Origin of the sequence: Bacillus cereus group sp. BfR-BA-01355, from assembly GCF_022663675.1 — a bacterium.
Classification (GTDB): domain Bacteria; phylum Bacillota; class Bacilli; order Bacillales; family Bacillaceae_G; genus Bacillus_A; species Bacillus_A thuringiensis_S.
In genome coordinates this window covers 54,055-78,961 of sequence record NZ_JAKUFY010000013.1, presented here as the reverse complement: position 1 = coordinate 78,961, position 24,907 = coordinate 54,055, and the positions used below count along the sequence as shown (strand labels likewise).

Genomic DNA, 24,907 nt, shown 5'->3' with positions numbered 1-24,907 from the left:
GCACATATGCAAGTATTAAAGTCCAGAATTCATCTGGTAGCGTTTTGTACAATAAGGAAATTATGGGAAATAGACAACAAAATGCTGAAACCCAAACAGTACCTGTAAAAGTAGGAGATTATTTAGAATTCACTCATATAGAAGGGGAAGCAGCAAAGGAAAAAACACGCGCAACATTAACGAATCTTGAAAATAATAAAAATGAGACTATTGGAAAGTCAGCAAGGTATGAGGTTACAAAAGAGGGATTAAAGAAAGTAGAAAAAATGCCAGAGACAACAATTCTAGATGGAAAACAATTTGCATGGTCCCTAAAAGGATATAGTGATCGAGAAATTGCAAAAGTAGATTATAATAAAACAGCAGAAGAGCTGAAAATCAAATTAGAAGCTGGTGTGCCGCATTCTTATTTCAATAGCACATATGCAAGTATTAAAGTCCAGAATTCATCTGGTAGCGTTTTGTACAATAAGGAAATTATGGGAAATAGACAACAAAATGCTGAAACCCAAACAGTACCTGTAAAAGAGGGAGATTATATAGAATTTACTCATATAGAAGGGGAAGTGGCGAAGGAAAAAACACGAGCGACTTTAACTAACCTTGAGAATGGAAAACAGGAATATATAGGAAAGAAAAGAATATATCGGGTTACATCTACAGGTTTAATCAGACAATAGACGTATTAAAAAGTTGGGGGAATCCCCAACTTTTTTTATCATTTTAGTCAAGAGGATTCCTACTTCAAGGAATGCGAAGTGAGTAGGTGGAGATAAACTGGCTTCGAATAACGGATAGCAGGAAGCTTTATCAATAAGTATGCAAATATTTTAAAAACTAATTTTTATACAAAAAGTGTATACTTATGACAAAAAAGTTTCGTTAAACCAATAATTTTGTTTTGGGTAAATTTAAGGTGCGTAATTAATATGCATTTTTCGAGAAAAATGCATAATTATGTCAAATTTTCTTCATTTACATGACCATGAACGTGGTATAAAAATGAAGCATATCCAAAATTATTAAAGGAGCTGAAAAAATGATTAAAAAACTTATTATTGGTTCTATTTTTTTAGGAACAGCAATAGGAGTAAGTAAACCTGCATTTGCTTCAACAAATGATTCTCCATCACAGTTTCAAGATAGGGGAAATGCCCAAGTTCAATCAATACCATCACCATGGCAGTATTTAGGGCAAACCTCTAGGGAACTTCAAATTAAAACTAAGGATCCAAAAGTGCTTGCTTTTGAATTAGCAAAAGAGGCTCCATTTTACGAAGATGAATTAGTGGATGTGTGTTCTGCAATCTTAAGAGAAAATGTAAATGTAGTATATTGGACAAGTAAGGAATGGGCTAGATTTGAAGTAGGAAATTACGAGTTTAAACATGAAATGAAAATTTATAGAGATAAAGAACGTCAGCAATTAATTACTTCACTAGAATCATAAAAAAAATAGAAGCTATCTTTAGTAAGATATGCATCCAATGTAGACAGGAAAAGAAAGCACATAAAACTGTTTCGATATTGGAAAGTAAACTAAAAAAACAAGTATAATTACTTGTTTTTTTTAGGTACAGTAATTATTTAGAAGGCTTAGCTTGTGCATGGTCACCTACATTAATTGGATAACCATAATCCGCTCTACAACATGATTGGGATACAAAAGCTAGAAAGATATCAATCCATTTATTTTTAAATTGAATTAATATTCCTCCGTCATGGTATGATTCGTTATATTTTGAAAAATCATTTCACAAGCAATATGTAATACTTTATGGGAACATTATTAAATTTGAACGATATTAACAGAACTTTGTTGATAATTAGCTAAAAAAGTATTGTACGATTAAATACATTGTGTTACATTTGTGTTACAAAACTATTACTTAATGTTATTATTGTTTCGTTAATGTTTCTTGTTGTTTCTGTAATGTTACGAAATTTATAGATGTTTTATGTGTATAGGAGTGTGTGTAGTAAAGAGTCTGAGTTGAAAATAAGTGCACACCTTAAATTTCCTTTCTGTCTGAATGAAGAAGACTACCAACTAATTAAGGGGTTTAAAGTAAAAACTTTAAATAAAATGTGCTTCCTTTCCCACACACAATTTAGTACATATTTAAAGTACAGTCTAGTTGCTACACAGACTCTTGTACATATAAACATTAAGGTGAAATAGAGATAAGGATTTATTACATAAAAAGCATTACTTAGCTAAACGTAAAAATATTATCTGTGCATTTTGATAAAATGTTAAAATGCCTAGATGATATTTTTTAGAAGATTTCTTGGATATGTTTATGAATAACAATTTCTAATACTTAATGATTCTCTACTGCTGAAATATCCAATAATTTATGTAATTGGATTTATAAGGTGTATGTACATTCACTTATATAGGGAAAATGAGGTTTTTCATATGAAGTATAGTTATAAAGTTTTTATATTTATTTGGACAATTATTTTATTGTTTTTTCTACTTTATTATGGTTACAGTGAATTTTCCGACACCGAGCAGGTGCCAGTCATAACAATCAAAAAATAGAAGTGAAAAATATTGAGAAAACCAAATGAGATAAAAATAGATACAGTAGAAAGACTACTACAGGAAGTAATTAATCGTACGAAGTTAGATGAAATATTGGAAATAAAAAACTTTAATGGAAAATATGTTGATTGCTGCTTGGGGAGAAAATTGTAGATATCACAATTGGTATAAAGATATTCATGAGTTATTCAGAGGTTACGATTTACACTGCCTTAGGAAAAAAGGATAGGTTTCCGAGACACCCTTTATATTTAAGTAACGATTCAAGCTAATAGATTACATAAAATCAGAGCGGATTGTGCATCGTCTTATTCGAACTACAAGAAACCATAAACGAACAAGTAAAGCGGGACTTAGAGTAAACTGTAATGGTGAAACAGGAGGAGACGCATGGGTGTGGTGTTCAATTTGTCATGAAGAACATCCCGTTCTTTTCTGATATGTTTCAATATAATCAAGGAAACCCCTATCATTCCTTACCATTATGTCAGCACACATATATGGTATACGCTCATTTAACAGAGAATTATGTAGGGGAAGATTTATTTCTTCTGCAAAGTACTGCAGCATTCCATGATACAGGTAAACCGTTTTGCCGTGTATTTAAAAAGCTCAAAGGGTACCATTCGTATTATGGTCACGAATATGTCAGTACTCACATCGCTTGCCACTTTTTAATGGAACTTGGTTTCGAATAGGAGTTTATTGAGAAAGTATTAATGATTACAGAGTTTCATATGAAGATGTTACATGGCGGGGAAGAGGCAGCACGTGAAATCTATCATTACTGCGGTGATGAGATGCTTACGAAATTATATTTTTTCCGAGATGCAGATGCATTTGCGAAGTAGAGAAGGGAAAAAATGCTTGTAAATATCCACGAACATTGCACGTTCCTTGGTCGATAGGGGTAACAAGTGATGACCGTGTTCTACAAAATATGGACGGATTTGAAACTCAAGAAGTAATCGTACTAGAAAAGTTAGATGGTGAAAATACATCCCTTTATAAAGATGCTATTCATGCAAGGTCGTTATCAAGTGGTCATCACCCATCGAGAACATGGGTAAAAACGTTACAAGGAAGTATGGGGTATAGAATTCCAGAAGGATGGCGTATATGTGGTGAAAATGTATATGCTTGTCATAGCATTCACTACACAGCACTGACTTCCTATTTTTATGTCTTTTCAATATGGAATGAGAAAAATGAATGTTTATCGTGGGATGCAACAGTTGCATGGTGTAAAAAGTTAGGCCTTGCACACGTTCCAGTGTTATATCGTGGCCCCTATAATGAAAAGGTAATTCGTTCGTGCTACAACGGTACTTCACTCTTTGGAGGGATTCAGGAAGGGTATGTACTTAGATTAACGGATGCGTTTCACTATAATGATTTTTCAAAATCCGTAGGGAAATTTGTTCGAAAAGACCATGTGCAATCCAATCAGCACTGGATGACACATGCGGTTATCCCCAATAAATTAGCAAAATAAAAACACGCAATTCCAAATGGAACTGCGTGTTTTTTCGTTTTCTAACATCATTTGACGTTCATGTATGGTTACTCTTATCAGAGAATATACTCCCTAACACGGAAAACTATTAATTTATTAGTTTTTATTCGTAACTTTTAAAGTATCTAATACGACTTTAGTCGCGTCAGCAATAAGCTTATCATTATATTCTGCATCTTCTTTATCATGATTAGAAAGGATGGCAAGAACAATTGGCTTTTTGTTTGGTGGCCAAATAATCGCAATATCATTCCTTGTTCCATAAGATCCTGCGCCTGTTTTATCAGCTACTTCCCATCCTTTTGGTACGCCCGCACGAATCAACTTATCACCAGTCGTATTTCTCTTCATCCAATCTACTAATAATTCACGTTTCTCTGTTGGAAGTGCAGATCCTAATGTAAATGATTGAAGTGTCTTAGCGATCGCTTCTGGTGTACTGGTATCGCGCGTTTCTCCAGGATGTACTTCATTTAATTCAGGTTCAAATCGTTCAGATTTAGTAACCGTATCTCCCGTTTCTCTCAAGATTTTTTCAAATGCGGATGGACCACCTAATTTTTTAAGAATTAAATTATGTGCCGTACTGTCACTATATCGAACAGAAGCATCTGCAAGTTCTTTTAACGTCATTCCTGTATCCACATGCTTTTCTGTAATTGGATTATAATTAGAAAGGTCTTCACGCGTATACGTAATCCTTTCATCAAGAGCTTCTATTGAGTTCTGACGTAAAAGAGCTCCCGCTGCTAATGATTTAGATGTAGAGGCAAATGCAAAACGATCATTTGGATGATAAGCAACAGTTTGATTTGTACCTGTATCCAGAGCATAAATACCAAGCTTAGCATTATATTCTTTTTCAAGCTTAGCAAAAGAATCATGACCTGTATTTTCTTGTTTAATTTGCTTTATTTGTTTTGTTTGCTTAGGTGGTTCAGATGGAGTATTACTATTAGAACACCCTATTAGTGTTACACATGAAAGTAATACGACAGGTACAATCTTTTTGTAGGTAAAGAACTTGTTTAAAACGTACATGAATTTTCAACCTCTTTCAACAATATATGGATTTTGTTTTGGTATTTTAAATACCGATGTTAATTAAAGTGGGTGTTGGATACCAATACTTCTGAAGTTGAATTTTAACAGGATAAGCAGAACCAAAGCGTTTATATGAATGAACGGTTACTGTTTAGGGTGTTTCTTTTTTGCTTACACTTGTAATAGTTTACCTGTGAAAGTATTAAACTCGTAACATTTAAATGAAGTATTTCAATACACACTTTTTTTACATCACTTTACTTTTGGGAATAATAAGTCCTTTCATATTTTTAGGAATACACATAATAGACACTCTAAGTAATAAATTTGTTCCATTTTAACTTGGTGAACGGTAAAGAAAATACAATGAATTGTAAATGAAACCTGTACGGGAGTATAGTACAGTGCATATGAAAAACCCCTCAATGCTATCTCTGAAAAAATCATAATTCTCGGCTTTATAAACTGTATTTTCAAAAACATTGCGAGCTTGTAAGAAAAATGAAAGGTAATTCAATATGAGATAAACAACCTTACTACTACAATGAAAAACAGAATTATTCTTAAAAATCATGAGATACGATATCAAGTTATTTGCGTGTTTAATATATTTGACCAAATATTCCAGTTTCAATAGGAAAAGTCGAATCAGACCATTAACGAATGGTATATTATTCGTATTTTGGAAAAGTCAAAATGTAGACAAGCATCTTCTATCAAATCTCATTCTTAGTGTGTACATTTGGAGGGGATTTCTCATATGAAATTAGTAAAAGTAACAGATGTTAGTTAGGAGAAAGATGATAATGTTAACAAATTCTATGGGAAGGTGAAGAAAGAAGGTAGCGTAGGTCTATTCCTACGTGTATATCATTTAGATAAAAAAGGTGTAACAGCTTGGGAGGAAGTGCAGGAAGACGAGCTTCCTAAGAAAGTAAAAAAAACTAGGTGTGAAATAATCATTTATTTGTGATGGTGGATTCTCCTACGTCGAGGGTTTGCCGTTTTTTATTATATGTTATGTTGTAATTTTTTATATGAAGTATATTGAAAAGATAGGGTAGATCTTCTGGAATGATATTTCCATAATTAATAATTTGTACGTTAACCTTTCCATTATTACTAATTCCTTTTATATCAACAAATTTCCCCACATATCCCTTTGTACCAATATCTTTTAAAGTACGTATAAAAAATGCCCTTTATCTTATCTTTATCTTATCTTTACCTTATCTTTAAATTTTTATATTAAACTTGAAACCTTAAAGTATTGATGTTTGATTCTAAAAAGGGCGGGAGATAGATGTTCATTACATAGTTTGTAAATAACCAATTACCTTTGAAAAATTTAATTTTTTATACGAGGAGGAATATATGAAGGATACAAGTAAAAAACAAATTATAAAAGTGTTCCTTATTAGTATTTTAGGCTTAGGAATAATACTTGGAATGCTTTATTTTAATCATAAAACCAATATTCAACAAAATAAAGCACTAGCCACCGAAAAACGTGTATTGCAATATGAGTCTACCTTAAAAAAAGAATTAGAAAAATATAATTTAGGAGAGAAAACTGCAGTTTTATTAGGAATTATGTACCAAGAGAGTAGAGGTGAGGGAAACGACCCTATGCAGTCATCCGAATCACTTGGATTAAAACCAAATGAAATTCAAGAGACAAGCTTGAGCATTAAACAAGGGGTAAAACACTTTGCTAAAATGTACAAATATGGAACGGACAAGGATGTTAGCATGGATACAATTATTCAAAGCTATAATATGGGGCCAGGGTATATTGATTTTATTGCTAGTCAAGAAGTTAAACAACACTCGGAGGATTCAGCCAAAACGTTTTCTAAGATGAAGGTTGATCAAAATCCAGCGATGTATACTTGTGGTGGAAATAAAAATAATTTTAGGTATCCATATTGTTATGGTGATTTCACATATGCCACAAAGGTAAATGAAAAAACAAAACTTATTGAAGAACTTCTTCGAAATGTACATATCTCTTCTAAATAAGTTGCAGAATGAAATATAATGATACCATCAGTTATTAACAATAATATCTAAGAAAAAAACTACTTTCTTTCTTAATTCACACAATTTTCAAAAATAAATCCCGTGGATGTCAATATTTGTTATATAGTATATTTGTCAAAGCATTACCCCTAAAGTTTCTAAAGTCAAGCTGTAAGATAGTTTGTTTGTTTGGCCCGTATTTTCACCTTAAAATAAAAAAACTTGTAGAGATTCCTGCAAGTTCTTTTTGTTTTAAGGGTTAAAAGTGGATTTTAAATATAGTTGCAATTTTTTGAGGGGGAAAAGTAAATGTTTATAAAAACAGAAAGATTATTAATACGAAAATTTGAGTTCAAAGATTGGCAAGCTGTTCATGAGTATACATCAGATATCAATGTTATGAAATACATACCTGAAGGGGTTTTTACTGAAGAAAATACAAGGAACTTTGTGAATGAAAACATTGGTGAAAACGCTAAGAACTTTCCTGTAGTATTAATTAATAAAGATATTCTGATTGGTCATATAGTTTTTCATAAATATTTTGGTGAGCATACATATGAGATTGGTTGGGTGTTCAATCCAAAATACTTCAATAAAGGATATGCTTCTGAAGCAGCACAAGCTACATTGAAATATGGCTTTAAGGAAATGAAATTACATAGGATTATAGCTACATGTCAGCCACAAAATATTCCATCATATCGAGTAATGGAGAAGATTGGAATGAGAAGAGAAGGCTATTTTAGGAAGTGTATACCACATGGGAATGAATGGTGGGATGAATATTATTACGCTATTTTAGAAGAAGAGTAGTTTTTTAGAACGCACTATTTAAAACGGCAGATTAAAAACAAGTAGGTTATATTTCTTCTGCATATGTTATGAAAATAGTATAATTTAAGAACCCACAATGAAGATAATTACTGATAAAGATATGGTAGTGATGAGATCAGTTGTAGGTTTTGGTGCAAAAAAGTTATCAAACTTGGACATACTAATACTATTCCTCTACAAAGGCTTATAAACGGTATGAAAACAAAACAGTTGTTCAAGTGTAAGAATTTTGAGCCTAACTTTATTTTGTAAATAGTGAGATGATACATGCGGTACAACTTGAATCTTCGTAAAGAAGTATTTCTACATGTATATTACACTGAAAAAAAGTGCAATAGCTTGGGAAGATGTGAAGATAGACGAGTTTCAAACAAAAGTAAATGAAAAAATAAATATGAAATGATTAGTTACTTGGTGCGGATTATGTTGGTCAAGATAACAAAATGTATTCAGTTATTCCTGTTGGATGGGGTGAAAAAAATAATCTTTGGGCTGAAGAGAAAAACGTAGGCGTGCAATCTAATGAGAATAATCCAAATAATTACAAGCCTCAAATAAACGAAGGCAAGAATATTGAAACGAATGATAAGCCCGCATCTAGTACAGCAGGTATAAAGGCAGATAATAAGCCCGAAGAAGCTACTACCAATTGTAAACCTAATAATAAAGAAGTTGAACAATATCATAATAAGGAACAGCAACATAAGGAAGTAGAAGGATTTAAGCCGAGCGATGCAGACATGGAGCGTATTAAACGACAAGAAGACCGGTGGAATACACCATCAGGTGGTGTTGGTGCTACATGGCAAGAAGAAATGAAAAAACAGAAATAAAATAACATACCTATTATACGGATTAAGTGAATTTAAAGTGGAAAATTTATAGTCTTTATTATATTTCATTATATTCATTCTATAAAATTCAAAAAGATTTCCCAGCACCCTGTCTATTAAAAAACATTAATATTGTTTTTGATATTGTCTTATAAGAAGGAATTCATTTAAGATATTAATTGAAAATATTGATTGGGAGGATGTTAGAAATGGAATTAAATAATGTGGATGGAATTAGTATAGAAAAAAGTACAAGTATTAACATGGAAGAAATGGAGTTATTGTTACTAGCTGATCCCTCAACAGAAGTAGTTAATGGATATCTTAAAAAGGGAGATTGTTTTGTTTTAAAAAAAGGTGCTGTTACTGTAGGTATTATGATTTTAATTCCTACCCGAACAGAAACGATTGAGATTATAAATATAGCAGTTTCCGAAAAAGAGCAAGGAAAAGGATATGGGAAATATTTACTTGGGTTTGCTATAGACTATGCTAAAAAAGAAGAATATAAAACTATAGAAATAGGCACAGGAAATTCTAGTTTAATGCAACTAGGCCTTTATCAAAAATGTGGTTTTAGAATAACCAGTGTGGATAAGGACTTTTTCTTACGAAATTATAATGAAGAAATATATGAAAATGGTATTCAATGTATGGATATGATTAGGTTAACGCAAAATTTATAAAAATTATTTGTACATAAAAATCGCAACCCCCATTAAATGTAGAGGGTTGCAATTTTTTTGATGTAAAGCGTCATTATGATTTTTGGGTAGCATTAAGGAGTTTATGTATTTGAGAATTATTACAAAATCAACAAGTGTTAATAAATTCATCTGTTATGTCAACAATTTGAATATATTTCAAATTGTTTTTTATAATTCAGATAGATTTTTTTCCATTAATTTTAATGAAAAGTAAAAAATATGAAACTCATCCATTTTAGTTATGGTTAAATGTTCATTTAAATCACTAAAAAATGGGATTTATTGGATAATTATAAGCATAATTTTTTCTTTATTCAAGGATGAAAATCGTACTAAATGTAGATATAACAACTATTATATTGTTTTAATGATATAAAAATATTTGGTTTTTTAAAAAAAATTTTCTGAATTATAAATATTATTATATATTGAGAAAGTAAAAAAATAGAAAAATATCAATTAAATCCCAAAAAATAACGTGTGAATATTATAGATATAAATTACATCTTGATATTTCGCATGAATTTCTACAAATTTAGATGTTTATTAAATTAGGAGGATTGATAGTGCCAAAAATGTAGTTTGTTGCTAATTCAGTATTTTATATGCATCCATGGGATTTTAGAACGCACAGTTATTATTTGCTAGTAAGCATTTTAATATCAAATCTTTTGGGGAAGTGATAAGTAATGGTCACAGTATTAAATAATGAAACTAAAAGTTTATTAGTTGAAAAAATTGCAAATAAAAATGCGTGTATTGGATATGTAGGCCTAGGTTATGTTGGACTACCATCGGCTCTTAAATGTTTAGAAGTAGGTTATGCGGTAAGAGGTTTTGATAAAAACTCAGTAAAAATAAGAAAACTAGAACGTGGAATAAGCTATATCAGTGATATTCAAGATACTGAAATCCAAGATGCTTTACATACAAATAGATTTTTTGTTAGTACAGAAATGGATTATATAAACGAATGTGATGTTGTAGTTATATGTGTTCCTACACCATTAGAAAGAACTAGTAAACAACCAGATTTAACATATATTCATTCAGCAGTTGATGAAATAGTTAAATACATTAAAAAAGGTACATTAATTATCTTAGAAAGTAATACTTATCCAGGTACTACAAGAGAAGAAGTTTTATACAAATTAGAACAGAAAACTAATTTTAAAATTGGTGTAGATATATTTGTAGCATACTCTCCAGAGCGAATCGATCCTGCAAATCAATCGTTTTCAATTCAAGATATTATAAAAATCGTAGGTGGAGTTACATCTAATTGTACCGATTGTGCAGCAGCTTTCTATAGTAACTTAATTAAGGATATTCATAAGGTAAGCAGTCCAGAAGTAGCAGAGACAGCTAAGTTATTAGAAAATACGTATCGTTTTATAAATATCGCTTTTATTAATGAAATGACACAAATTTGTAATGAGTTAAACATAAATATTTGGGAAGTAATTGATGCCTCAGGAACTAAGCCATTTGGATTTCAAAAATTCTATCCTGGCCCTGGCGTAGGAGGACACTGTATTCCGATTGATCCTATTTATTTTAAGTGGATTGCAAATAATAAGGATTTAGCAACAAAAATGATTGATGTGGCAAGAGAAATTAATGAAAACATGCCTAAGTACGTTCTTAATAGAGCACTACAGTTACTAGATGATAAAGATGGTAAGGATATTCTTATGGTTGGTGTTGCATATAAAAAGAATGTTAATGATGCTAGGGAATCGCCAGCTTTGGATATTATGAATGATTTAATGATAGAAGACTATAACGTGGATTATTACGATCCGTTTATAGAGGAACTCATTGTGGGCGATAACACATTGAAAAAATCTATAGATTTAAACCTAAGTCAATTAGACAAATACACTTTAATTATTGTTCATACGGATCATGATTGCATTAATTTTAAATTGCTTAACGAGGTAAATTGTTTAATTTTAGACACAAGAAACATATTTAAAGATGAATCAGTATATAAAAAAAATATTATAAGTTTGTAGGTGATTACATGGTAGAGTTTATTCCTTTTTATCGACCGGAAATCAATGATGAAGATATAGATAGGGTAGTTTCTGCCCTTAAATCTGGATGGCTTTCAAAGGGGCCAAAAGTGATAGAGTTTGAAGAGAATTTAAAAGAATATCTGAATACTGAACATGTAGTAAGTTGTAATTCAGGGACTGCCGCATTACATTTAGCATTACTGTCTCTGGGAGTTGGATTAGAAGACGAAGTAATAGTTCCAAGTTTTACTTTTTGTTCAAGTGTAAACGTTATTATGCATGTAGGTGCAAAACCTGTATTTGTAGATATAGATGAAGAGAATTTATGTCTTGATCTTCAAGATGTTAAAAGAAAAATCACTAAAAAAACGAAAGCAATTATTGCAGTTCACTTTGCTGGATATCCGGCTAAATTAAAAGAACTTCAAAAACTATGTAAAGAATACGGACTGTTTTTGATAGAGGATGCAGCGCATGCATTAGGAACAAAATATGATAATACTTTAATTGGTACACATGGAGATGTTATTTGTTTCAGTTTTTATGCCACAAAAAATATAACAACAGGTGAAGGTGGAGCGTTAGTCACTAAAAATGAATCGATTGCTGAAAAAGCTAGATTATATGGTTGGCATGGTATCACCAAAAATGCATGGAATCGTTATGGTGAAGAAGGAAGCTGGCGTTATGATGTTCTATTACCTGGGTTTAAATATAACATGATGGATCTACAAGCTAGTTTGGGTATTAGTCAGTTAAAAAGAGCTGATGAAATGATTGAAAAACGCAAGAGAATAGCTGAAAGGTACCAAGAGGAATTAAAAGAGGTTCAAGAGTATATAACGTTACCTAATTATACTAACAATCCAAGTGTAAAACACGCATGGCATTTATTTGTTATAAAAATTAATTCTAATTCTCCTGTTAGTAGAGATCAGGTAATTCAAGAAATGAAAAAGAGAAACATTGGGCTAAGTGTTCACTTTATTCCTGTTCACATGCATCCGTATTATGAAGAGAGATTTAACGTATATTTACCTAAAACGGAAGAGATATTTAATCAAATTATTTCATTACCACTGTATAGTGCTCTTACAGACAATGAGGTTGAACATATTATAACGTCTTTAAAAAGTCTATATCAATTAAAAATAGGGAGGTAAATATTTATGAAAATTGGGGTTATTGGTGGCAGCGGATTTATTGGTAAGCATGTTACAAAGGAGTTACTAGCAAGGGGGTATGAAGTAGTTATATTTGATAAATTTAAACCAAGTATTGATGTTCCTTTTAAAGAAATTGATATTTTAGATATTGCAACATTAAGAGAAAATCTTATTGATGTCGATGGGGTAATCCATTTAGCTGCATTAGTGGGTGTTGATAATTGCCGTTTAAATGAAGAAGATGTAGTGAGGGTGAACTTTGAAGGCACGAAAAATATTGTACAGGTTTGTAACGAAAATGGCATAGAAAAATTATTGTTTTCTTCCAGTTCGGAGGTATATGGGGATGGAGTGAGTGTTCCGTTTAAAGAAAATGATATTAAAATTCCAAAATCAGCTTATGGAAAAGCTAAATTAATGTCCGAAGATTATTTGAAAGAATACGCTAGTAATAGTTTGAAAATTAGAGTGGTTCGTTATTTTAATGTATACGGTTCACAACAAAATGATAACTTTGTAATTTCTAAGTTTTTAAAACAAGCTCATAGTGGTGAAGATATTACTATTTATGGAGATGGACAGCAAATTAGATGTTTTAGTTATATAAGTGATATTGTTAACGGAACTATACTAGCCTTTGAATATGAAGGAGAAAACTTTGCAGATTTTAATATTGGCAATAACAAACCTATATCTATGGAAGAACTAGCAATAAAAATTAATGAATTAATGGGCAATAAAAGTAAAATTAAATTTCTTGATTTAGGTGAAGAGGGAGTCCGAAATTCTAGCATTGAAATCTTTAGAAGAATCCCTTCAATAGAGAAAGCTAAATTATTTTTAAACTATCAACCAATTATTTCATTAGATAAAGGACTAGAGATAATAATAGGGGAGAAGTATGGAAACACAGTATCTATATCCTAAGAATCCAAAGAAAATTAAGTATCCCATATATTCTTCTCCTTGGAGTATATCTGATCATGTATTTTTTTTGAAAAGTGTATATAGACCTAATGATTCTAAACTTAAAAAAAGTCTTCAAGCTCTTTATCCGGATGCAGAAATTGTATTAACTAATAGCGGTACATCTGCATTAGTAGTTGGTTTATAGTACTTAAAAGTGGCAAAGGGAGATGAAGTAATTCTATCAAACTTTAATTGTCCTAATGTAATAGAAGCAATATTAACGGTGGGAGCAAAACCTGTATTAATTGATTTAAACACTAATCATTCAATTTCTCTTAATAAAATAAAAAAACATTGGAATGCTAATACAAAGGCAATTATTCTTACGCACTTGTATGGATGTCATGACGATTTAGAAATTATTGACTGGGCTAGAGAAAATAATATTTATATCATCGATGATGCTGCACAAGCAATGTTTTCTTATCAAAATGGAAAGCCAGTTGGTAGTTTAGGCGACATTGGTATTTTAAGTTTTGGGGGAACTAAACCGATCCCAAGTATTGGGGGAGGAGCGTTACTTCTTAATCGTACAATAAGTGAATTATGTGACATGGGTGAAGAAAAGAAGGAAGAAGTAATTTTAGATTATAAGAATCATTTAAAAACACAATTGGCTATAAAAATAAAAAAGAGTAGAGTACTGAGTTTATTTACTAATTATTGGAGGGAATTAGAGATTCTGCCCTCCTATAATAATAGTAAATTAGATTCTTTACCGGAGAAAACGGAAGTTATAAATCCAAAAAGAATGTCTATAGTACGTTCATTGTTAATTGATAAACACCTACAGAAAACAAAGAAGATTTTAGAAATAAATATATGCAACGCTAGTCTGTGTTATACAATGCTGCAGGAAATTGAAGAAAAGTATGGCGTTAAGATTATATTTTCAGCTCAGAATGTTTATTTAAACTATTTTACCATTATATTCAAAGAATCATCTGATAGATATGAGTGTTCTGTACATTTAGCGGAAAAAGGTATACAAACTTGTTGGAATTACTTACCCCTGAGTGAGATCCCTATTTTTTCGAAGTACGCAACTGAGTCAGAAAATATAGATTATTTATGGCCAAGGGTATTATCAATACCTTTTAAATATCCTTTAGTGAATAAGGACCTTAAGTATATATGTAGTCAAATTCTGAAATATTTAGAGAATAAGAATTAAAAGGTGATTATATGGAAATCGAAATATGTACTGACGCCCAATATTGGGATGCCTGTATGGAAGAATACAATGGTTCTGTATTTCATAGTTACGAATGGGGAAAGTTAATGGAATTATTACCTGGTGTTCAATTTTTCCCAGTACTAATAGAAACACGAGATACAGTAGTTTTAACTCCTATGTATGTACAGGATGGTAGGCTTTTGGGAAGTTTAATTGGTTATGGAGGTCCAATAATAATTGGCCAAGATAAAATAGATTTTTCAGTTTATGAATCCATAATAAATAAGAAGTTTGAAAATAAAATTCAAAAGCTTTTATTACCTATAACGATAAATCCTTTTCAAAGTTATAGTAAAGAAAAGTGGGATTATAAAGAAACTTATATGTTAGATCTACCAAATAGGTTTGAGGATTTATGGACATCGTGTTCTGGAAAAGCTAGGACAAGTGTTAGGTATGCACGTAAACAGAATGTTGAAGTTCGTCCTATAACTGTAGCGGAATTAGATGAGTTTTACCAATTATATCAAGAACATAATACAAGTATAGGAGCGAGTTATTCATTTAGTAGAGAGTTTTTTTATCATTTAGTTCTTAATTTGCAAGAAAAAATCCTTTTCTTAGGGGCATTCTTAGAAGAAGAATTAATTAGTTCCAGCATTTTTATAATGGATAAAAAGGTTTTATATTATTGGATTAACATTAACAATACCGAAGGGAAAAATTCACAATCTTCATATTTACTACTAAATGATGCGTTTGAATTAGCAATTCATAATAAATTAAAGTATGCGGATTTAGGATATTCACATAATAAAGGGATTGCTAGACCTAAGATATACTGGGGGGCAGCTTTGAAAAAATGTTTTTGTTTAAAAGAAAGGATTTAAACTATGATTATTAGTGGCCACCAACCAAGTTATTTACCTTGGTATGGTTTTTTTGAAAAAATTCATAAATCAGATGTGTTTGTATTTCATGATATAGCACAATTTGAAAAAAAGGTTTTTTAAATAGGAATCGTATTAAAACTTCACAAGGAGCGTCTTGGTTAACTGTTCCAATACAAATGAAGAATTATAAAGAAATTCCATTTAATAAGTTAAAGATAGACAATACTCAAGATTGGGAACGGAAGCATTGGAAAGCAATAAGAATTAATTATTCTAATGCACCTTACTTTAATGTATATAAGGATTATTTAGAAAATTTTTATTCAGAAGATTGGATTAATTTAAATGATATGAACATGAATTTTATTCATTTTATTATCCGTGAATTAAACATTGATACGGAACTATATTATGTATCAGATTTAGAGGGGATTACAGGTAAGAAAAGTGATTTTGTATTAGAGTTGTGTCAGAAATTTAATGCCAGTACTTATTATTCTGGAAGTTTAGGGCAAGATTATTTAGACGAAAATGATTTTGAGAATGAAAATATAGAAATTATCTACCAAAGAATAAGGGATTATTCCTACAAGCAATTATTTGGGGAATTTATACCACATTTATCTATTTTAGATATTTTACTAAATTGTGGACCAAAGGAAACAGAAAAATTAATTAAAGGAGTCTAAAATTTTATGAATGTACTTGTATTTGCCGCTCATCCGGATGATGAAATAATTGGTGTTGGTGGAACAATAGCGAAACATGTGAAACAAGGTGATGATGTACATGTTGTAATACTTGCAGAGGGAAAATCTTCTAGAGCTAAAGAATATAAAGAGCTAGATTTAGAGGTTAAGAACTTATCTTATAAAGAAACAGAGGGGGCATGTACTACACTTGGTGTAAAAAGTTTTGCAAGACTAGATTTCCCTGATAATCGTCTTGATACATTACCCTTACTTGATGTAGTGAAAGAGATTGAAAATCACATTAAAAAAATAAATCCTACAATTATTTATACTCAATATGGTGGAGATATAAATATTGATCATACTGTTGTTTACAGAGCAGTAATGACAGCGACACGCCCTCTGCCAGATACTAATATCAAATGGGTATTTGCATATGAAACTTTATCTTCTACAGAGTGGAATTATAATGAAAAAGATAAGTTTCTTCCTAATTATTTTGTGAATATTGAAGATCATTTGGAGGAGAAATTAAGTGCGATGAGACATTATGAATCTGAGTTAAGGGAATTTCCTCATCCACGCTCTATAGAAGCAATGAGACATAACGCATTTGTATGGGGTGCCAAATCTGGATACCAAGCGGCTGAGGCATTTATGTTAGTAAGGGGGACATGGTAGGTGAAGAGAATATGTTAATACCACAGGTCCCGTTCTTTGGTTTAGATAGTAAACAGATTGACTTAAAATGGGTTGAAAAAGGCTATGGATTAGAAGCAAATATTTTTGATGGGACATCTTTATTTGATAACTCATATACAAAAAGGTTTTCTGAGGTCCTGTCTTTTGTTCAAACCCTTAATCCATCCTTGTTAACGCTGCATTTTCCTACTGATAATGCAGACTATCTCAATGATGAATTTATTAAAAAGCAACTATATGAATTTATTAACCTTGCTATAAAGTATAATGCATCAGGTATAACAGTGCATGCTAATCAATTCATGAATGTCGCGGAATTTCAAAACTATAATCTTCTAGATAATAGAAAAAGGATTATAGAGTTCTTTAATATGCTAGATGAGGAAATAAAAGGGACTGATATATGGATTGGCGTTGAAAACCTACCCATTATTGGAAACTTGGGCGATGATTTTGATCCTATATTTATATATCCCGAAGATTTTACTGATTTGGTTAATCTGGAGTTATCTAACGTTGGAATAACATGGGATATATGTCATTGGTCTATAACCTATCTTACACGTTTAGGTATTTCTAAATTATTAAGGCAAGAAGAAATTGAATATAAGGATTTTCATAAGTATTTAAGCTTAATGGATTATATTAAACATTTTCATTTTAGTTCTTTTAAGCATTTAACGATTCCTTATAGTGAGATACGTTGCTATGAGGGAGAGAATCCGGCTAATGGATCTATTGATGAAAGTTTATTACATGAAACTTTATTAAAAGTGAAGAACAATACTTTGGATAAAAACATAGGAATTGTATTTGAGGTTCAGGAAACTGATTATACGAATAGAAAGAGGTCATGGGAGACTCTTAATTGGTTTCATAAAAATATTACTGGTATGCAAACAAAAATGAATTATTTGGAGATATAAAAGGCACTATCGGTTTATTTATTTTTACATGTAACTTGAGTTAGAGATTATTTTAATGAACCTTTTCTTCTAAGTAAGTGTGTTAGGAGGGAAGGTTTTACTATTAATCTTTTTTAATCATAGGGAGGACAAATGAAAAAACTAACTCTTATAAAGAAGCTTATTGTAACTTTTGGGATTTTGTTGCTTTTCCTTTTTAGTAATTTATCTGAGGATGTAATACTAGTACATGCTATGACTAAGAACGACCAAAGTTCTCTCATGTCAGATAAGGTTCGTGCTAGTCGAGCTATTGAACATACACGTTTTCTGTCTGAGAAAATTGGTCCACGTCCAAGTGGGACTAAGGAAGAACATAAAGCAGCTACATACATTGGAGATACATTAAAAAAATTAGGGTATGAAGTTGAGTATCAGGCCTTTCCTGTACCAGATCAATATATTGGGAGTATCTCTTTTAGTGTGTATGGAGAAAAAGAATGGCAAGTTGGAGCAGCATCTAATGCATCTATACCTAAAGATCCTGTCGTAGGGCCGGTAGTTTCTATAGGAAAAGAGAACGATATTAAAAATTCACCTGAGCCAATTCATGGGAAAATAGTATTACTGGAACAAGCTGATACGTATAAGAAATATAATGAACAAGTTGAGTATGCAGCAGAAAAGGGAGCAAAAGCTGTATTGTTATATAGTACGATTGGGGATAGAGGCAACTATGGAGAAGCCTTTAACCCAGTTCTAAAAAAGAAACAATCAATACCTGTATTTGGGCTTGCTTATAATCAGGGAATTAGAATGAAAGATAAAATAGTGCATAATAAAAATATAGTTAGTTTAAAGGCAAAACACGAAATGAATTTGAGTTCATTAAATGTTATTGCGAAAAAAAAGCCCAAATACAAGACAGATAATGAGGATGTAGCAATAATGAGTGCTCATTATGATAGTGTTATCGGAGCACCTGGAGCAAATGACAATGCTTCTGGCGTAGGACTTTTATTAGAGTTAGCATACAATTTTAAAGATATAGAGATTAATAAAGAAATTCAATTCATAGCGTTTGGAGCAGAAGAAAATGAATCCTTAGGTGCTTACCATTATGTTAATCAGTTATCTACAACAGATAAGAAACATATTCTAGGGGTTTTTAATGCAGATATGATAGCGACAAGTTACCAACAGGCTAAGGACTTATATGCAATGACACTAGATGGCTCTCAAAATGAAGTAACAAATACTGCAGTAGCTACTAGTAAAGCATTAGGGAAATCGGTTGTATTAACTGGAAAGTTTGATTCTAGTGATCATGTACCATTTTACGAAGCTGGAATTTCCTCAGCACTATTTATTTGGATGGATGTAGAGAGTTGGAATCCCCTAATTTATCATGTTGAAAAGGTATTCCATACACCTCAAGATACCGTTTTAGAAAATATTTCTCCTCAACGTATGCAGGAGGCACTAGAAATTATAGGGACAAGTTTATATTACTTTATCAAAAGATAGGTTTTTTCGGGGGGGGGGGGGGGCCGCAACCCCCGAAAATTTTTAATTTTAATAATAATATAGTAAAACTTTTGTTGGGATAAAAATATACTTTGAGCATAGGCGAGGTAACTATATGAGGAGTACATGGAAAGAATTAAAGGGGATGGATCTTAATGTCTGGATCCGCTTTATCGGAGAAGCCTTAAATGGTATTGCAATGATGATGTTAATGCCATTTTTTGCATTATATTTAAAGGATAAAGTGGATTCTCTACTTGAGGTAGGTATAGTTATAGCTTTATCCCCAATTGCGGCGAGTTTTGGTTCATTAATTGGAGGGCATATAGCGGATACTTATGGACGGAAACCAACTATGGTACTCTCTATGGCCAGTAATGGGCTACTAATGCTTGTTTTTTTGTTTATTGATAGTTTTATAGGGTATGCCATTTTATCTATTGGTTTAGGGCTATGTAATTCTTTCTTTGAACCAGCGGCATCTGCAATGGTTACCGATGTAACAGAACCTGAAAAAAGAACTGAGGCATATGGATTACTTAGAATGGCTCATAATATAGGAGCTGCGATAGGCCCTATAATTGGTGCAGCAGTTGTGGTTGTATCAAAAGATGTCATATTTTTGATTACTTCTGGAACCATGCTGTTTTATACAATATTAATGTTATTGTTTCTAAAGGAAACAAAGCCTAAAAATATAATGATACATGAGGAAACACATAAACAGTCAATAAGATTTACGTTAAGAGTTGTTATAAGAGATAGAATATTTCTATTCTATATAGTGACGGGAATCATTATATTTATGGGATTCTCACAATCGGAAGGTATGTTACCACTTCATTTTAGTAATGAGAATACAATGATTTTTGGAAATAGTAATCCATTTCCATATTTAATGACTTTAAATGGCTTATTGGTTGTATGTTTCCAATTTCCTATTTCAAAGTGGTTAACTCACAAACCAATTGGTAAATCAATGCTATATGGTGCTATTCTTTTTGGCGTTGGCCTTTTAGCAATAGGATGGTTACCAAAGTGGTTTCAAGTAATAGACGCAAATGATTTAATTATTCTAGGCTCATTATTAATAGCTTATACAGTTTATACAGTAGGGGAAATGATTATGTCACCTGTCCAAATGACATTCGTCGCTAATATAGCTCCAGAACATTTGAGGGGGACTTATATGGGGGCGGCTAATCTGCAATGGATTACAGGTAATGTATTTGGACCTCTTCTAGGCGGTGTATTACTGGATCAGCTTTTAGGACATATGTTATTTACAATCTTAGGTGTGGGTTGTATTATTTCTGGATTTGTTTACTTACTATTAGATAGACTTATTGAGAATAGAAGTAAACAAATACCTATAAAACAAACATCTTAATTTTAATATTGTTAATGAGTTGAAAATTAAATTTTATGTTTTAAGGATTAAATAAAGTGCACGTTTATTAAGAGTAAACGTGCACTTTATTTATTAGTGTTTAAACTTAATTTATATATAGTGAGTTTTTTAGGTGACGACTTAAGTGTATAAAAGTAATTTGCTACTTTATTTAATTAATTTCAACTAGACTTCTTGTCTTATCAATATGATTAAGTAACATACGATACTCTTCTTCGTACATAGTTACACGTTGTAGAAGGGAATGATTTTCTGTCTCTAAAGTTTTTATTTGACTTTGTAAGTTTGTAAATTCATATGTTTTTTTATAATTTTGTAGAAAGAGAATAATATCATCTAATGTCATAGATAAAGAGTATGTTTCTTTTTTTGTTGAGAGGGAGAAATATTGTTTCCCACTTCTCGATTTTGTTTTGCTTGTTGTATTTCCTCTTGGTATTGTTTTCTCACGTATGAATTCCAGCGAAATCCACAAGCTGCAGGTGTCCGATTTAGTAGCTTTGCTACTTCCTTGAATGCAGTTAACTGTGTTCCACCGTTACGAATATTCTGGAGTACTGTGGATGCGAGAAGTAAATCGTTATCGTTCGTCCAGGAATCTTGTCTTGAGAGTACCACGTTTTAACCTCCTTTATATGTTTTATAACATTAATCAAATTAAACGTTCTCTTTTCCTTTTGTAAATTTGATATCAATCTCTCATTTTAATCTACTTAGAATAAATCCGTTAATACGTAGATTGCTGATGATGCGTTAGGTGGATTTACTTATATCACCCACCAATTTATTAGTGAAAAATTAATTTCGTTGTACATAATATTATAGGATCTTCTGACAAGAGACAATTACGCTGATATAGCCACTAATAGGAAATAAGAGTACTTTATCTGTTTGTATTTTGGGTTCTGGATAACGATTGTAATATGAGTTTTTAATAGACATTTAGTAGATATTTGTTAATTTAACATCTCTAAATTGAGGCATGTAACTTGAATATAATAGATTAAAAGAGGATATATACTATTGGGGTTAAAAAGAAAACGAAATAGAGAGGATATTTTAGGGTAGGAAAATTTGAATGGAATTGTCATTAAAGATAGGACCTTTCAAAAAGGGAGGATAATTGACAACTGTAGGTACTATGATTAGGAATTTAATTCTAATCATTTTATGTTGAGAAATAAAAAATTATTTTGTAAAAGGCGCGATGGGATGGGAATTCATATAAATTTTACAAGAAGAGAAGGTAAAAGTAGAATTTTATTGAGAATAACTTGTGCTAGATTAACTTAAAAAACCTTATAATATAATTATATTATAAGGTTTTATTTTAACTATAATAATATTTATTGTGATTTTTTATCGAAGAATAAATTTAAATCTGTTTTGTCTGTGTCGTCTGCTAAAGCATTTTGTATAATATCATTTAATAATTGCATTTTTTCTTTTTCAAAGAATGGGACACTAATATAATAAGGTGTTCCTGCTTTTTCAATTCTTAATATTGTCTGGATACCGCTACCCGCAATTCCAATACCTAATAGTAGTAAAATTAATCCACCAATAAAACTATCACTTAAAGTACCTAATCCAAATAAGAAAATTAGTATTCCTAAAATCATTGGTTTAAAGAAATACTTGGTAGATAACATTGCTCCAGAAATATTTTTTAGAGGAATGTTTTGTTGGTCTTTACCAGCAGGAACAAAACCAAATAATGTGTTTGATAAGTTGGTTTTTACAAACCTATTATCAACGTCTACTCTGCCTTTTATCCAAAAGAATAATAGGCTGGTTGAAAATTCAAGTCCTTTCATCTTTTCATCTCCTGTTATAAATTACTAATAATAAAATCTATATATCGTTATATTAACATTAATTATGAAATATGTGTATATTTTTTTGCGATTTTATATAAAATTATAATATACAGAATAACAAGAGTGAAAAAGTGTTAAGGGCAATACGATTATAGGGAGACTATTAACTAGTACAGGTTTTGCTGAAGTAAAAGCGAAACGAATTCTGTTTGATGAGGTGCCAATGGATTATTGGTCATTTATGCAATATATAATTTATCTAATGAGGGAAATGTTATTGTAGGATACGGAGATGGTATATTTGGTTTGGGAGATAATGTACCTGTGAACAAGTAGATGCACTACTTTATCGAGCGCATTTGAAGGGGTATGTGAAAGATGATCAGATACTACATATTCAAGGGAAGTCGTCATTTGCTAATCTTTATCATGATATTAATGAAAACTCAACAATGTTTTTAAAAGAAATTTTGACGGTGACAGAGTTAGGGATTTTTAAAGGAGACAAAAAAGGAAATCTTAGGACAAAAGGTACGTTTACACGCGCGGAGATGGAACAAATAATTAAAAATGCTTTTCCCTACAGTGTGAAAGCTCCGCATTAATTTAAAGGTATACCTGCTAACTTTTGGGTAGAAGAAGAAATTAGTGTAGTTTACTCTAATTATATTTTAGCAGGAGTAGAGATAGGGGAATTTGCTCCATTTATGACAGCAACTCGTGAACAGTATGCTCAATTTTTATATAATGCTCTTTGAAATGATCTTTTATGGAATCTTAAAGATCTATTTGAATAATGAGAAGAGCTTTTTCTAAAAGGTAAATCAGTTATTAAACAAAGGCTATGGGATTTTCTTACTGTAACCATTTCTTATTTATCACTAGACAGCTTGATTAATAAGAGAAAAAAGTTGGTGAGATAAAGGGCATCATTCTAATTAGAATGATGCCCTTCTTAATTTTAAATATAATTTAATGAAATACTTTTTCAATTGTGGGCATAACAGCTATTGGTGGTAGGGATTTAGTCCATGCAGCTGCATATACATTTAATTTCTCACCTAATGTGTAGTTTTCACTATCTGAAACAGGAACTCTTAAAATCTTATTTTGAGAAACTAGATTCCACCAATCATGTTGATAAGCAAGAGCTTCATCTTTTGTAGACGTAGCTGCAACTACTAAATAATTGTTCTCTACTGAAATGACATATCCAGTAAAAGGTTCTTGTTCTTGGTTCTGAATAGAATGAACAGGAATATTGTTGGCGGAAATCTTGTTAAAATCTGCAAAGGCCGGTGTTAATCCGAATGTAAATCCACATCCTAGTGTTAAAGCTGTTACCGTTGTTACGAATGTTTGTTTTTTGTTAAACATGATATATCCCCCTTATATTTTATCCTTACACTATCCACTTTCAATTTACATACATATAAAGCCTTTTAATATTAAGATATTTAACAATTTTGTAACAATTATTCCATAAATGTTAATATTATCTATTAATGGAATTGGGTTTATGTTATAATTCACTAGGTGAACTATTATTGTTCATTTCATCTCTTGATGAATGTATGCCCTTCCTTAAGTGTAAAGATGTTCGATTTTATTGGTGAAGAGAGGATATATCCCTCTTCTTTTTTTATTAATATGGGACTTTAGGGAATGAACAGAAAAAGAACCCTATGGGGTTCTTTTTCTAGGCATATTAACAGTAAGGAGAGTAATGAAATGCTATTTTCAAATCTTTACAAGGAGAAAAATTTGAAAAAGCTTATCATGTTATTATTTTTACATATATGTAATATAAAGTGAATTGATAATATTTAGACTTACTATTAGTAATATTTAATTAAGATAGTTAGTACTACATTAATAGTGTTAACTATCTTGATTGGTATGGAATGTGATAGAAAGCATAAGTTTGTCGCAAATTTATAATTTCAGAATTTGAAGAATATTCTTTATATGGATTTTAAAGAAAATACAAAATTTTTACTAGATGTGAGAAAAAAGAATCGAAAATATCCTTTAAAATAAGATATATTTGGTTCAAAAAATTAGAGGGCACCAATTCATTAAAGCAGTAAAAACGTTTTAATGAATTAGTGTCC

The 24,907-nt window shown here is 31.1% G+C and carries 20 protein-coding genes and 6 pseudogenes; 21 read left to right on the top strand and 5 right to left on the bottom strand.

The window, feature by feature from the left end; all coding sequences use genetic code 11:
- The coding region (locus tag MR167_RS06880; protein ID WP_276575827.1) for a putative mucin/carbohydrate-binding domain-containing protein at positions 1 to 680 on the top strand (680 nt) is incomplete at its 5' end.
- A 359-nt stretch (positions 681 to 1,039) separates the two neighbouring features.
- Positions 1,040 to 1,450, top strand: coding sequence for a hypothetical protein (locus tag MR167_RS06875; protein WP_242314245.1), 411 nt, complete (start codon positions 1,040 to 1,042; stop codon positions 1,448 to 1,450).
- A gap of 133 nt (positions 1,451 to 1,583) precedes the next feature.
- Here the strand turns inward: MR167_RS06875 and MR167_RS06870 are convergent.
- Positions 1,584 to 1,739, bottom strand: a pseudogene (locus tag MR167_RS06870) (DUF2278 family protein); the annotation flags it as partial.
- Positions 1,740 to 2,919: 1,180 nt separating this feature from the next.
- Here MR167_RS06870 and MR167_RS06865 point away from each other — a divergent pair.
- From MR167_RS06865 to MR167_RS06855, 3 genes are read left to right on the top strand one after another with little or no spacing between them, the layout of a single operon-like run.
- Positions 2,920 to 3,249 carry an HD domain-containing protein gene (locus MR167_RS06865; protein ID WP_242314243.1) on the top strand — a complete coding sequence of 110 codons (330 nt, stop codon included), beginning with the start codon at positions 2,920 to 2,922 and terminating at the stop codon, positions 3,247 to 3,249.
- A gap of 21 nt (positions 3,250 to 3,270) precedes the next feature.
- The gene (locus tag MR167_RS06860) at positions 3,271 to 3,402 is read left to right on the top strand and encodes a hypothetical protein (RefSeq protein ID WP_000627209.1); all 132 of its coding nucleotides are present in this window, start codon (positions 3,271 to 3,273) and stop codon (positions 3,400 to 3,402) included.
- Between the two features lie 35 nt (positions 3,403 to 3,437).
- Complete coding sequence (locus MR167_RS06855) at positions 3,438 to 4,046, top strand: RNA ligase family protein (RefSeq protein ID WP_003260759.1); 609 nt, start codon at positions 3,438 to 3,440, stop codon at positions 4,044 to 4,046.
- A gap of 117 nt (positions 4,047 to 4,163) precedes the next feature.
- On the opposite strand, the gene blaIII is transcribed toward MR167_RS06855, so the two are convergent.
- On the bottom strand, positions 4,164 to 5,108 hold the full coding sequence (gene blaIII, locus MR167_RS06850; protein ID WP_000289420.1) for a class A beta-lactamase BlaIII: 945 nt from the start codon (positions 5,106 to 5,108) through the stop codon (positions 4,164 to 4,166).
- Between the two features lie 859 nt (positions 5,109 to 5,967).
- Between blaIII and MR167_RS33655 the strand changes: the two are divergent.
- From MR167_RS33655 to MR167_RS06775, 15 genes and pseudogenes are all read left to right on the top strand, one after another.
- A pseudogene (locus MR167_RS33655) lies at positions 5,968 to 6,070 on the top strand (YxeA family protein); the annotation flags it as partial.
- 415 nt (positions 6,071 to 6,485) lie between these two features.
- Positions 6,486 to 7,133, top strand: a complete 648-nt coding sequence (locus MR167_RS06845; RefSeq protein ID WP_000655722.1) for a lysozyme family protein — start codon at positions 6,486 to 6,488, stop codon at positions 7,131 to 7,133.
- A 309-nt stretch (positions 7,134 to 7,442) separates the two neighbouring features.
- Positions 7,443 to 7,949: a GNAT family N-acetyltransferase gene (locus MR167_RS06840; RefSeq protein WP_000470152.1), complete on the top strand. Its 507-nt coding sequence runs from the start codon at positions 7,443 to 7,445 to the stop codon at positions 7,947 to 7,949.
- 428 nt (positions 7,950 to 8,377) lie between these two features.
- A pseudogene (locus MR167_RS06835) lies at positions 8,378 to 8,803 on the top strand (hypothetical protein); the annotation flags it as partial.
- A gap of 209 nt (positions 8,804 to 9,012) precedes the next feature.
- On the top strand, positions 9,013 to 9,489 hold the full coding sequence (locus tag MR167_RS06830; protein ID WP_000422453.1) for a GNAT family N-acetyltransferase: 477 nt from the start codon (positions 9,013 to 9,015) through the stop codon (positions 9,487 to 9,489).
- A 710-nt stretch (positions 9,490 to 10,199) separates the two neighbouring features.
- Complete coding sequence (locus tag MR167_RS06825) at positions 10,200 to 11,528, top strand: nucleotide sugar dehydrogenase (protein ID WP_242314240.1); 1,329 nt, start codon at positions 10,200 to 10,202, stop codon at positions 11,526 to 11,528.
- An 8-nt stretch (positions 11,529 to 11,536) separates the two neighbouring features.
- On the top strand, positions 11,537 to 12,694 hold the full coding sequence (locus MR167_RS06820) for a DegT/DnrJ/EryC1/StrS family aminotransferase (RefSeq protein WP_000229112.1): 1,158 nt from the start codon (positions 11,537 to 11,539) through the stop codon (positions 12,692 to 12,694).
- Positions 12,695 to 12,700: 6 nt separating this feature from the next.
- Entirely contained in the window at positions 12,701 to 13,624 is a 924-nt protein-coding gene (locus tag MR167_RS06815; protein ID WP_000690425.1) for an NAD-dependent epimerase/dehydratase family protein, read from the top strand.
- A pseudogene (locus MR167_RS06805) lies at positions 13,599 to 14,840 on the top strand (aminotransferase class V-fold PLP-dependent enzyme). The gene MR167_RS06815 and the pseudogene MR167_RS06805 overlap by 26 nt, the downstream one beginning before the upstream one ends.
- A gap of 11 nt (positions 14,841 to 14,851) precedes the next feature.
- Complete coding sequence (locus tag MR167_RS06800; protein ID WP_000401946.1) at positions 14,852 to 15,733, top strand: GNAT family N-acetyltransferase; 882 nt, start codon at positions 14,852 to 14,854, stop codon at positions 15,731 to 15,733.
- Positions 15,734 to 15,736: 3 nt separating this feature from the next.
- Positions 15,737 to 16,425 (top strand): annotated as a pseudogene (locus MR167_RS06795) (WbqC family protein).
- A gap of 6 nt (positions 16,426 to 16,431) precedes the next feature.
- Positions 16,432 to 17,109 (top strand): PIG-L deacetylase family protein, encoded by a 678-nt coding sequence (locus MR167_RS06790; protein WP_001101895.1) that lies wholly within the window; start codon positions 16,432 to 16,434, stop codon positions 17,107 to 17,109.
- Positions 17,110 to 17,120: 11 nt separating this feature from the next.
- A complete protein-coding gene (locus tag MR167_RS06785; RefSeq protein WP_003281342.1) occupies positions 17,121 to 18,056 on the top strand; it encodes an apurinic/apyrimidinic endonuclease family protein in 936 nt (311 codons plus the stop codon).
- 132 nt (positions 18,057 to 18,188) lie between these two features.
- Positions 18,189 to 19,562: a M28 family metallopeptidase gene (locus MR167_RS06780; RefSeq protein ID WP_242314234.1), complete on the top strand. Its 1,374-nt coding sequence runs from the start codon at positions 18,189 to 18,191 to the stop codon at positions 19,560 to 19,562.
- Positions 19,563 to 19,677: 115 nt separating this feature from the next.
- Complete coding sequence (locus tag MR167_RS06775) at positions 19,678 to 20,952, top strand: MDR family MFS transporter (RefSeq protein ID WP_001258009.1); 1,275 nt, start codon at positions 19,678 to 19,680, stop codon at positions 20,950 to 20,952.
- A 172-nt stretch (positions 20,953 to 21,124) separates the two neighbouring features.
- Here the strand turns inward: MR167_RS06775 and MR167_RS06770 are convergent.
- Positions 21,125 to 21,591, bottom strand: a pseudogene (locus MR167_RS06770) (RsfA family transcriptional regulator).
- A gap of 728 nt (positions 21,592 to 22,319) precedes the next feature.
- On the bottom strand, positions 22,320 to 22,790 hold the full coding sequence (locus tag MR167_RS06765) for a hypothetical protein (RefSeq protein WP_000677076.1): 471 nt from the start codon (positions 22,788 to 22,790) through the stop codon (positions 22,320 to 22,322).
- 374 nt (positions 22,791 to 23,164) lie between these two features.
- Here MR167_RS06765 and MR167_RS06760 point away from each other — a divergent pair, with 374 nt between their 5' ends.
- Positions 23,165 to 23,398: an S-layer homology domain-containing protein gene (locus MR167_RS06760; RefSeq protein WP_002162801.1), complete on the top strand. Its 234-nt coding sequence runs from the start codon at positions 23,165 to 23,167 to the stop codon at positions 23,396 to 23,398.
- Positions 23,399 to 23,765: 367 nt separating this feature from the next.
- On the opposite strand, the gene MR167_RS06755 is transcribed toward MR167_RS06760, so the two are convergent.
- Positions 23,766 to 24,170 carry a DUF3221 domain-containing protein gene (locus MR167_RS06755; RefSeq protein ID WP_000482311.1) on the bottom strand — a complete coding sequence of 135 codons (405 nt, stop codon included), beginning with the start codon at positions 24,168 to 24,170 and terminating at the stop codon, positions 23,766 to 23,768.
- Positions 24,171 to 24,907 lie beyond the last annotated feature (737 nt).

What these genes read in the sequence shown, in the direction of transcription:
- MR167_RS06860 (WP_000627209.1), top strand. Translation starts at nt 3,271, where the DNA reads ATGATTACAGAGTTTCATATGAAGATGTTACATGGCGGGGAAGAGGCA.
- MR167_RS06840 (WP_000470152.1), top strand. Translation starts at nt 7,443, where the DNA reads ATGTTTATAAAAACAGAAAGATTATTAATACGAAAATTTGAGTTCAAA.
- blaIII (WP_000289420.1), bottom strand. Translation starts at nt 5,108, where the DNA reads ATGTACGTTTTAAACAAGTTCTTTACCTACAAAAAGATTGTACCTGTC.
- MR167_RS06830 (WP_000422453.1), top strand. Translation starts at nt 9,013, where the DNA reads ATGGAATTAAATAATGTGGATGGAATTAGTATAGAAAAAAGTACAAGT.
- MR167_RS06815 (WP_000690425.1), top strand. Translation starts at nt 12,701, where the DNA reads ATGAAAATTGGGGTTATTGGTGGCAGCGGATTTATTGGTAAGCATGTT.
- MR167_RS06820 (WP_000229112.1), top strand. Translation starts at nt 11,537, where the DNA reads ATGGTAGAGTTTATTCCTTTTTATCGACCGGAAATCAATGATGAAGAT.
- MR167_RS06825 (WP_242314240.1), top strand. Translation starts at nt 10,200, where the DNA reads ATGGTCACAGTATTAAATAATGAAACTAAAAGTTTATTAGTTGAAAAA.
- MR167_RS06765 (WP_000677076.1), bottom strand. Translation starts at nt 22,790, where the DNA reads ATGAAAGGACTTGAATTTTCAACCAGCCTATTATTCTTTTGGATAAAA.
- MR167_RS06790 (WP_001101895.1), top strand. Translation starts at nt 16,432, where the DNA reads ATGAATGTACTTGTATTTGCCGCTCATCCGGATGATGAAATAATTGGT.
- MR167_RS06755 (WP_000482311.1), bottom strand. Translation starts at nt 24,170, where the DNA reads ATGTTTAACAAAAAACAAACATTCGTAACAACGGTAACAGCTTTAACA.
- MR167_RS06785 (WP_003281342.1), top strand. Translation starts at nt 17,121, where the DNA reads ATGTTAATACCACAGGTCCCGTTCTTTGGTTTAGATAGTAAACAGATT.
- MR167_RS06780 (WP_242314234.1), top strand. Translation starts at nt 18,189, where the DNA reads ATGAAAAAACTAACTCTTATAAAGAAGCTTATTGTAACTTTTGGGATT.
- MR167_RS06845 (WP_000655722.1), top strand. Translation starts at nt 6,486, where the DNA reads ATGAAGGATACAAGTAAAAAACAAATTATAAAAGTGTTCCTTATTAGT.
- MR167_RS06775 (WP_001258009.1), top strand. Translation starts at nt 19,678, where the DNA reads ATGAGGAGTACATGGAAAGAATTAAAGGGGATGGATCTTAATGTCTGG.
- MR167_RS06865 (WP_242314243.1), top strand. Translation starts at nt 2,920, where the DNA reads ATGGTGAAACAGGAGGAGACGCATGGGTGTGGTGTTCAATTTGTCATG.
- MR167_RS06800 (WP_000401946.1), top strand. Translation starts at nt 14,852, where the DNA reads ATGGAAATCGAAATATGTACTGACGCCCAATATTGGGATGCCTGTATG.
- MR167_RS06875 (WP_242314245.1), top strand. Translation starts at nt 1,040, where the DNA reads ATGATTAAAAAACTTATTATTGGTTCTATTTTTTTAGGAACAGCAATA.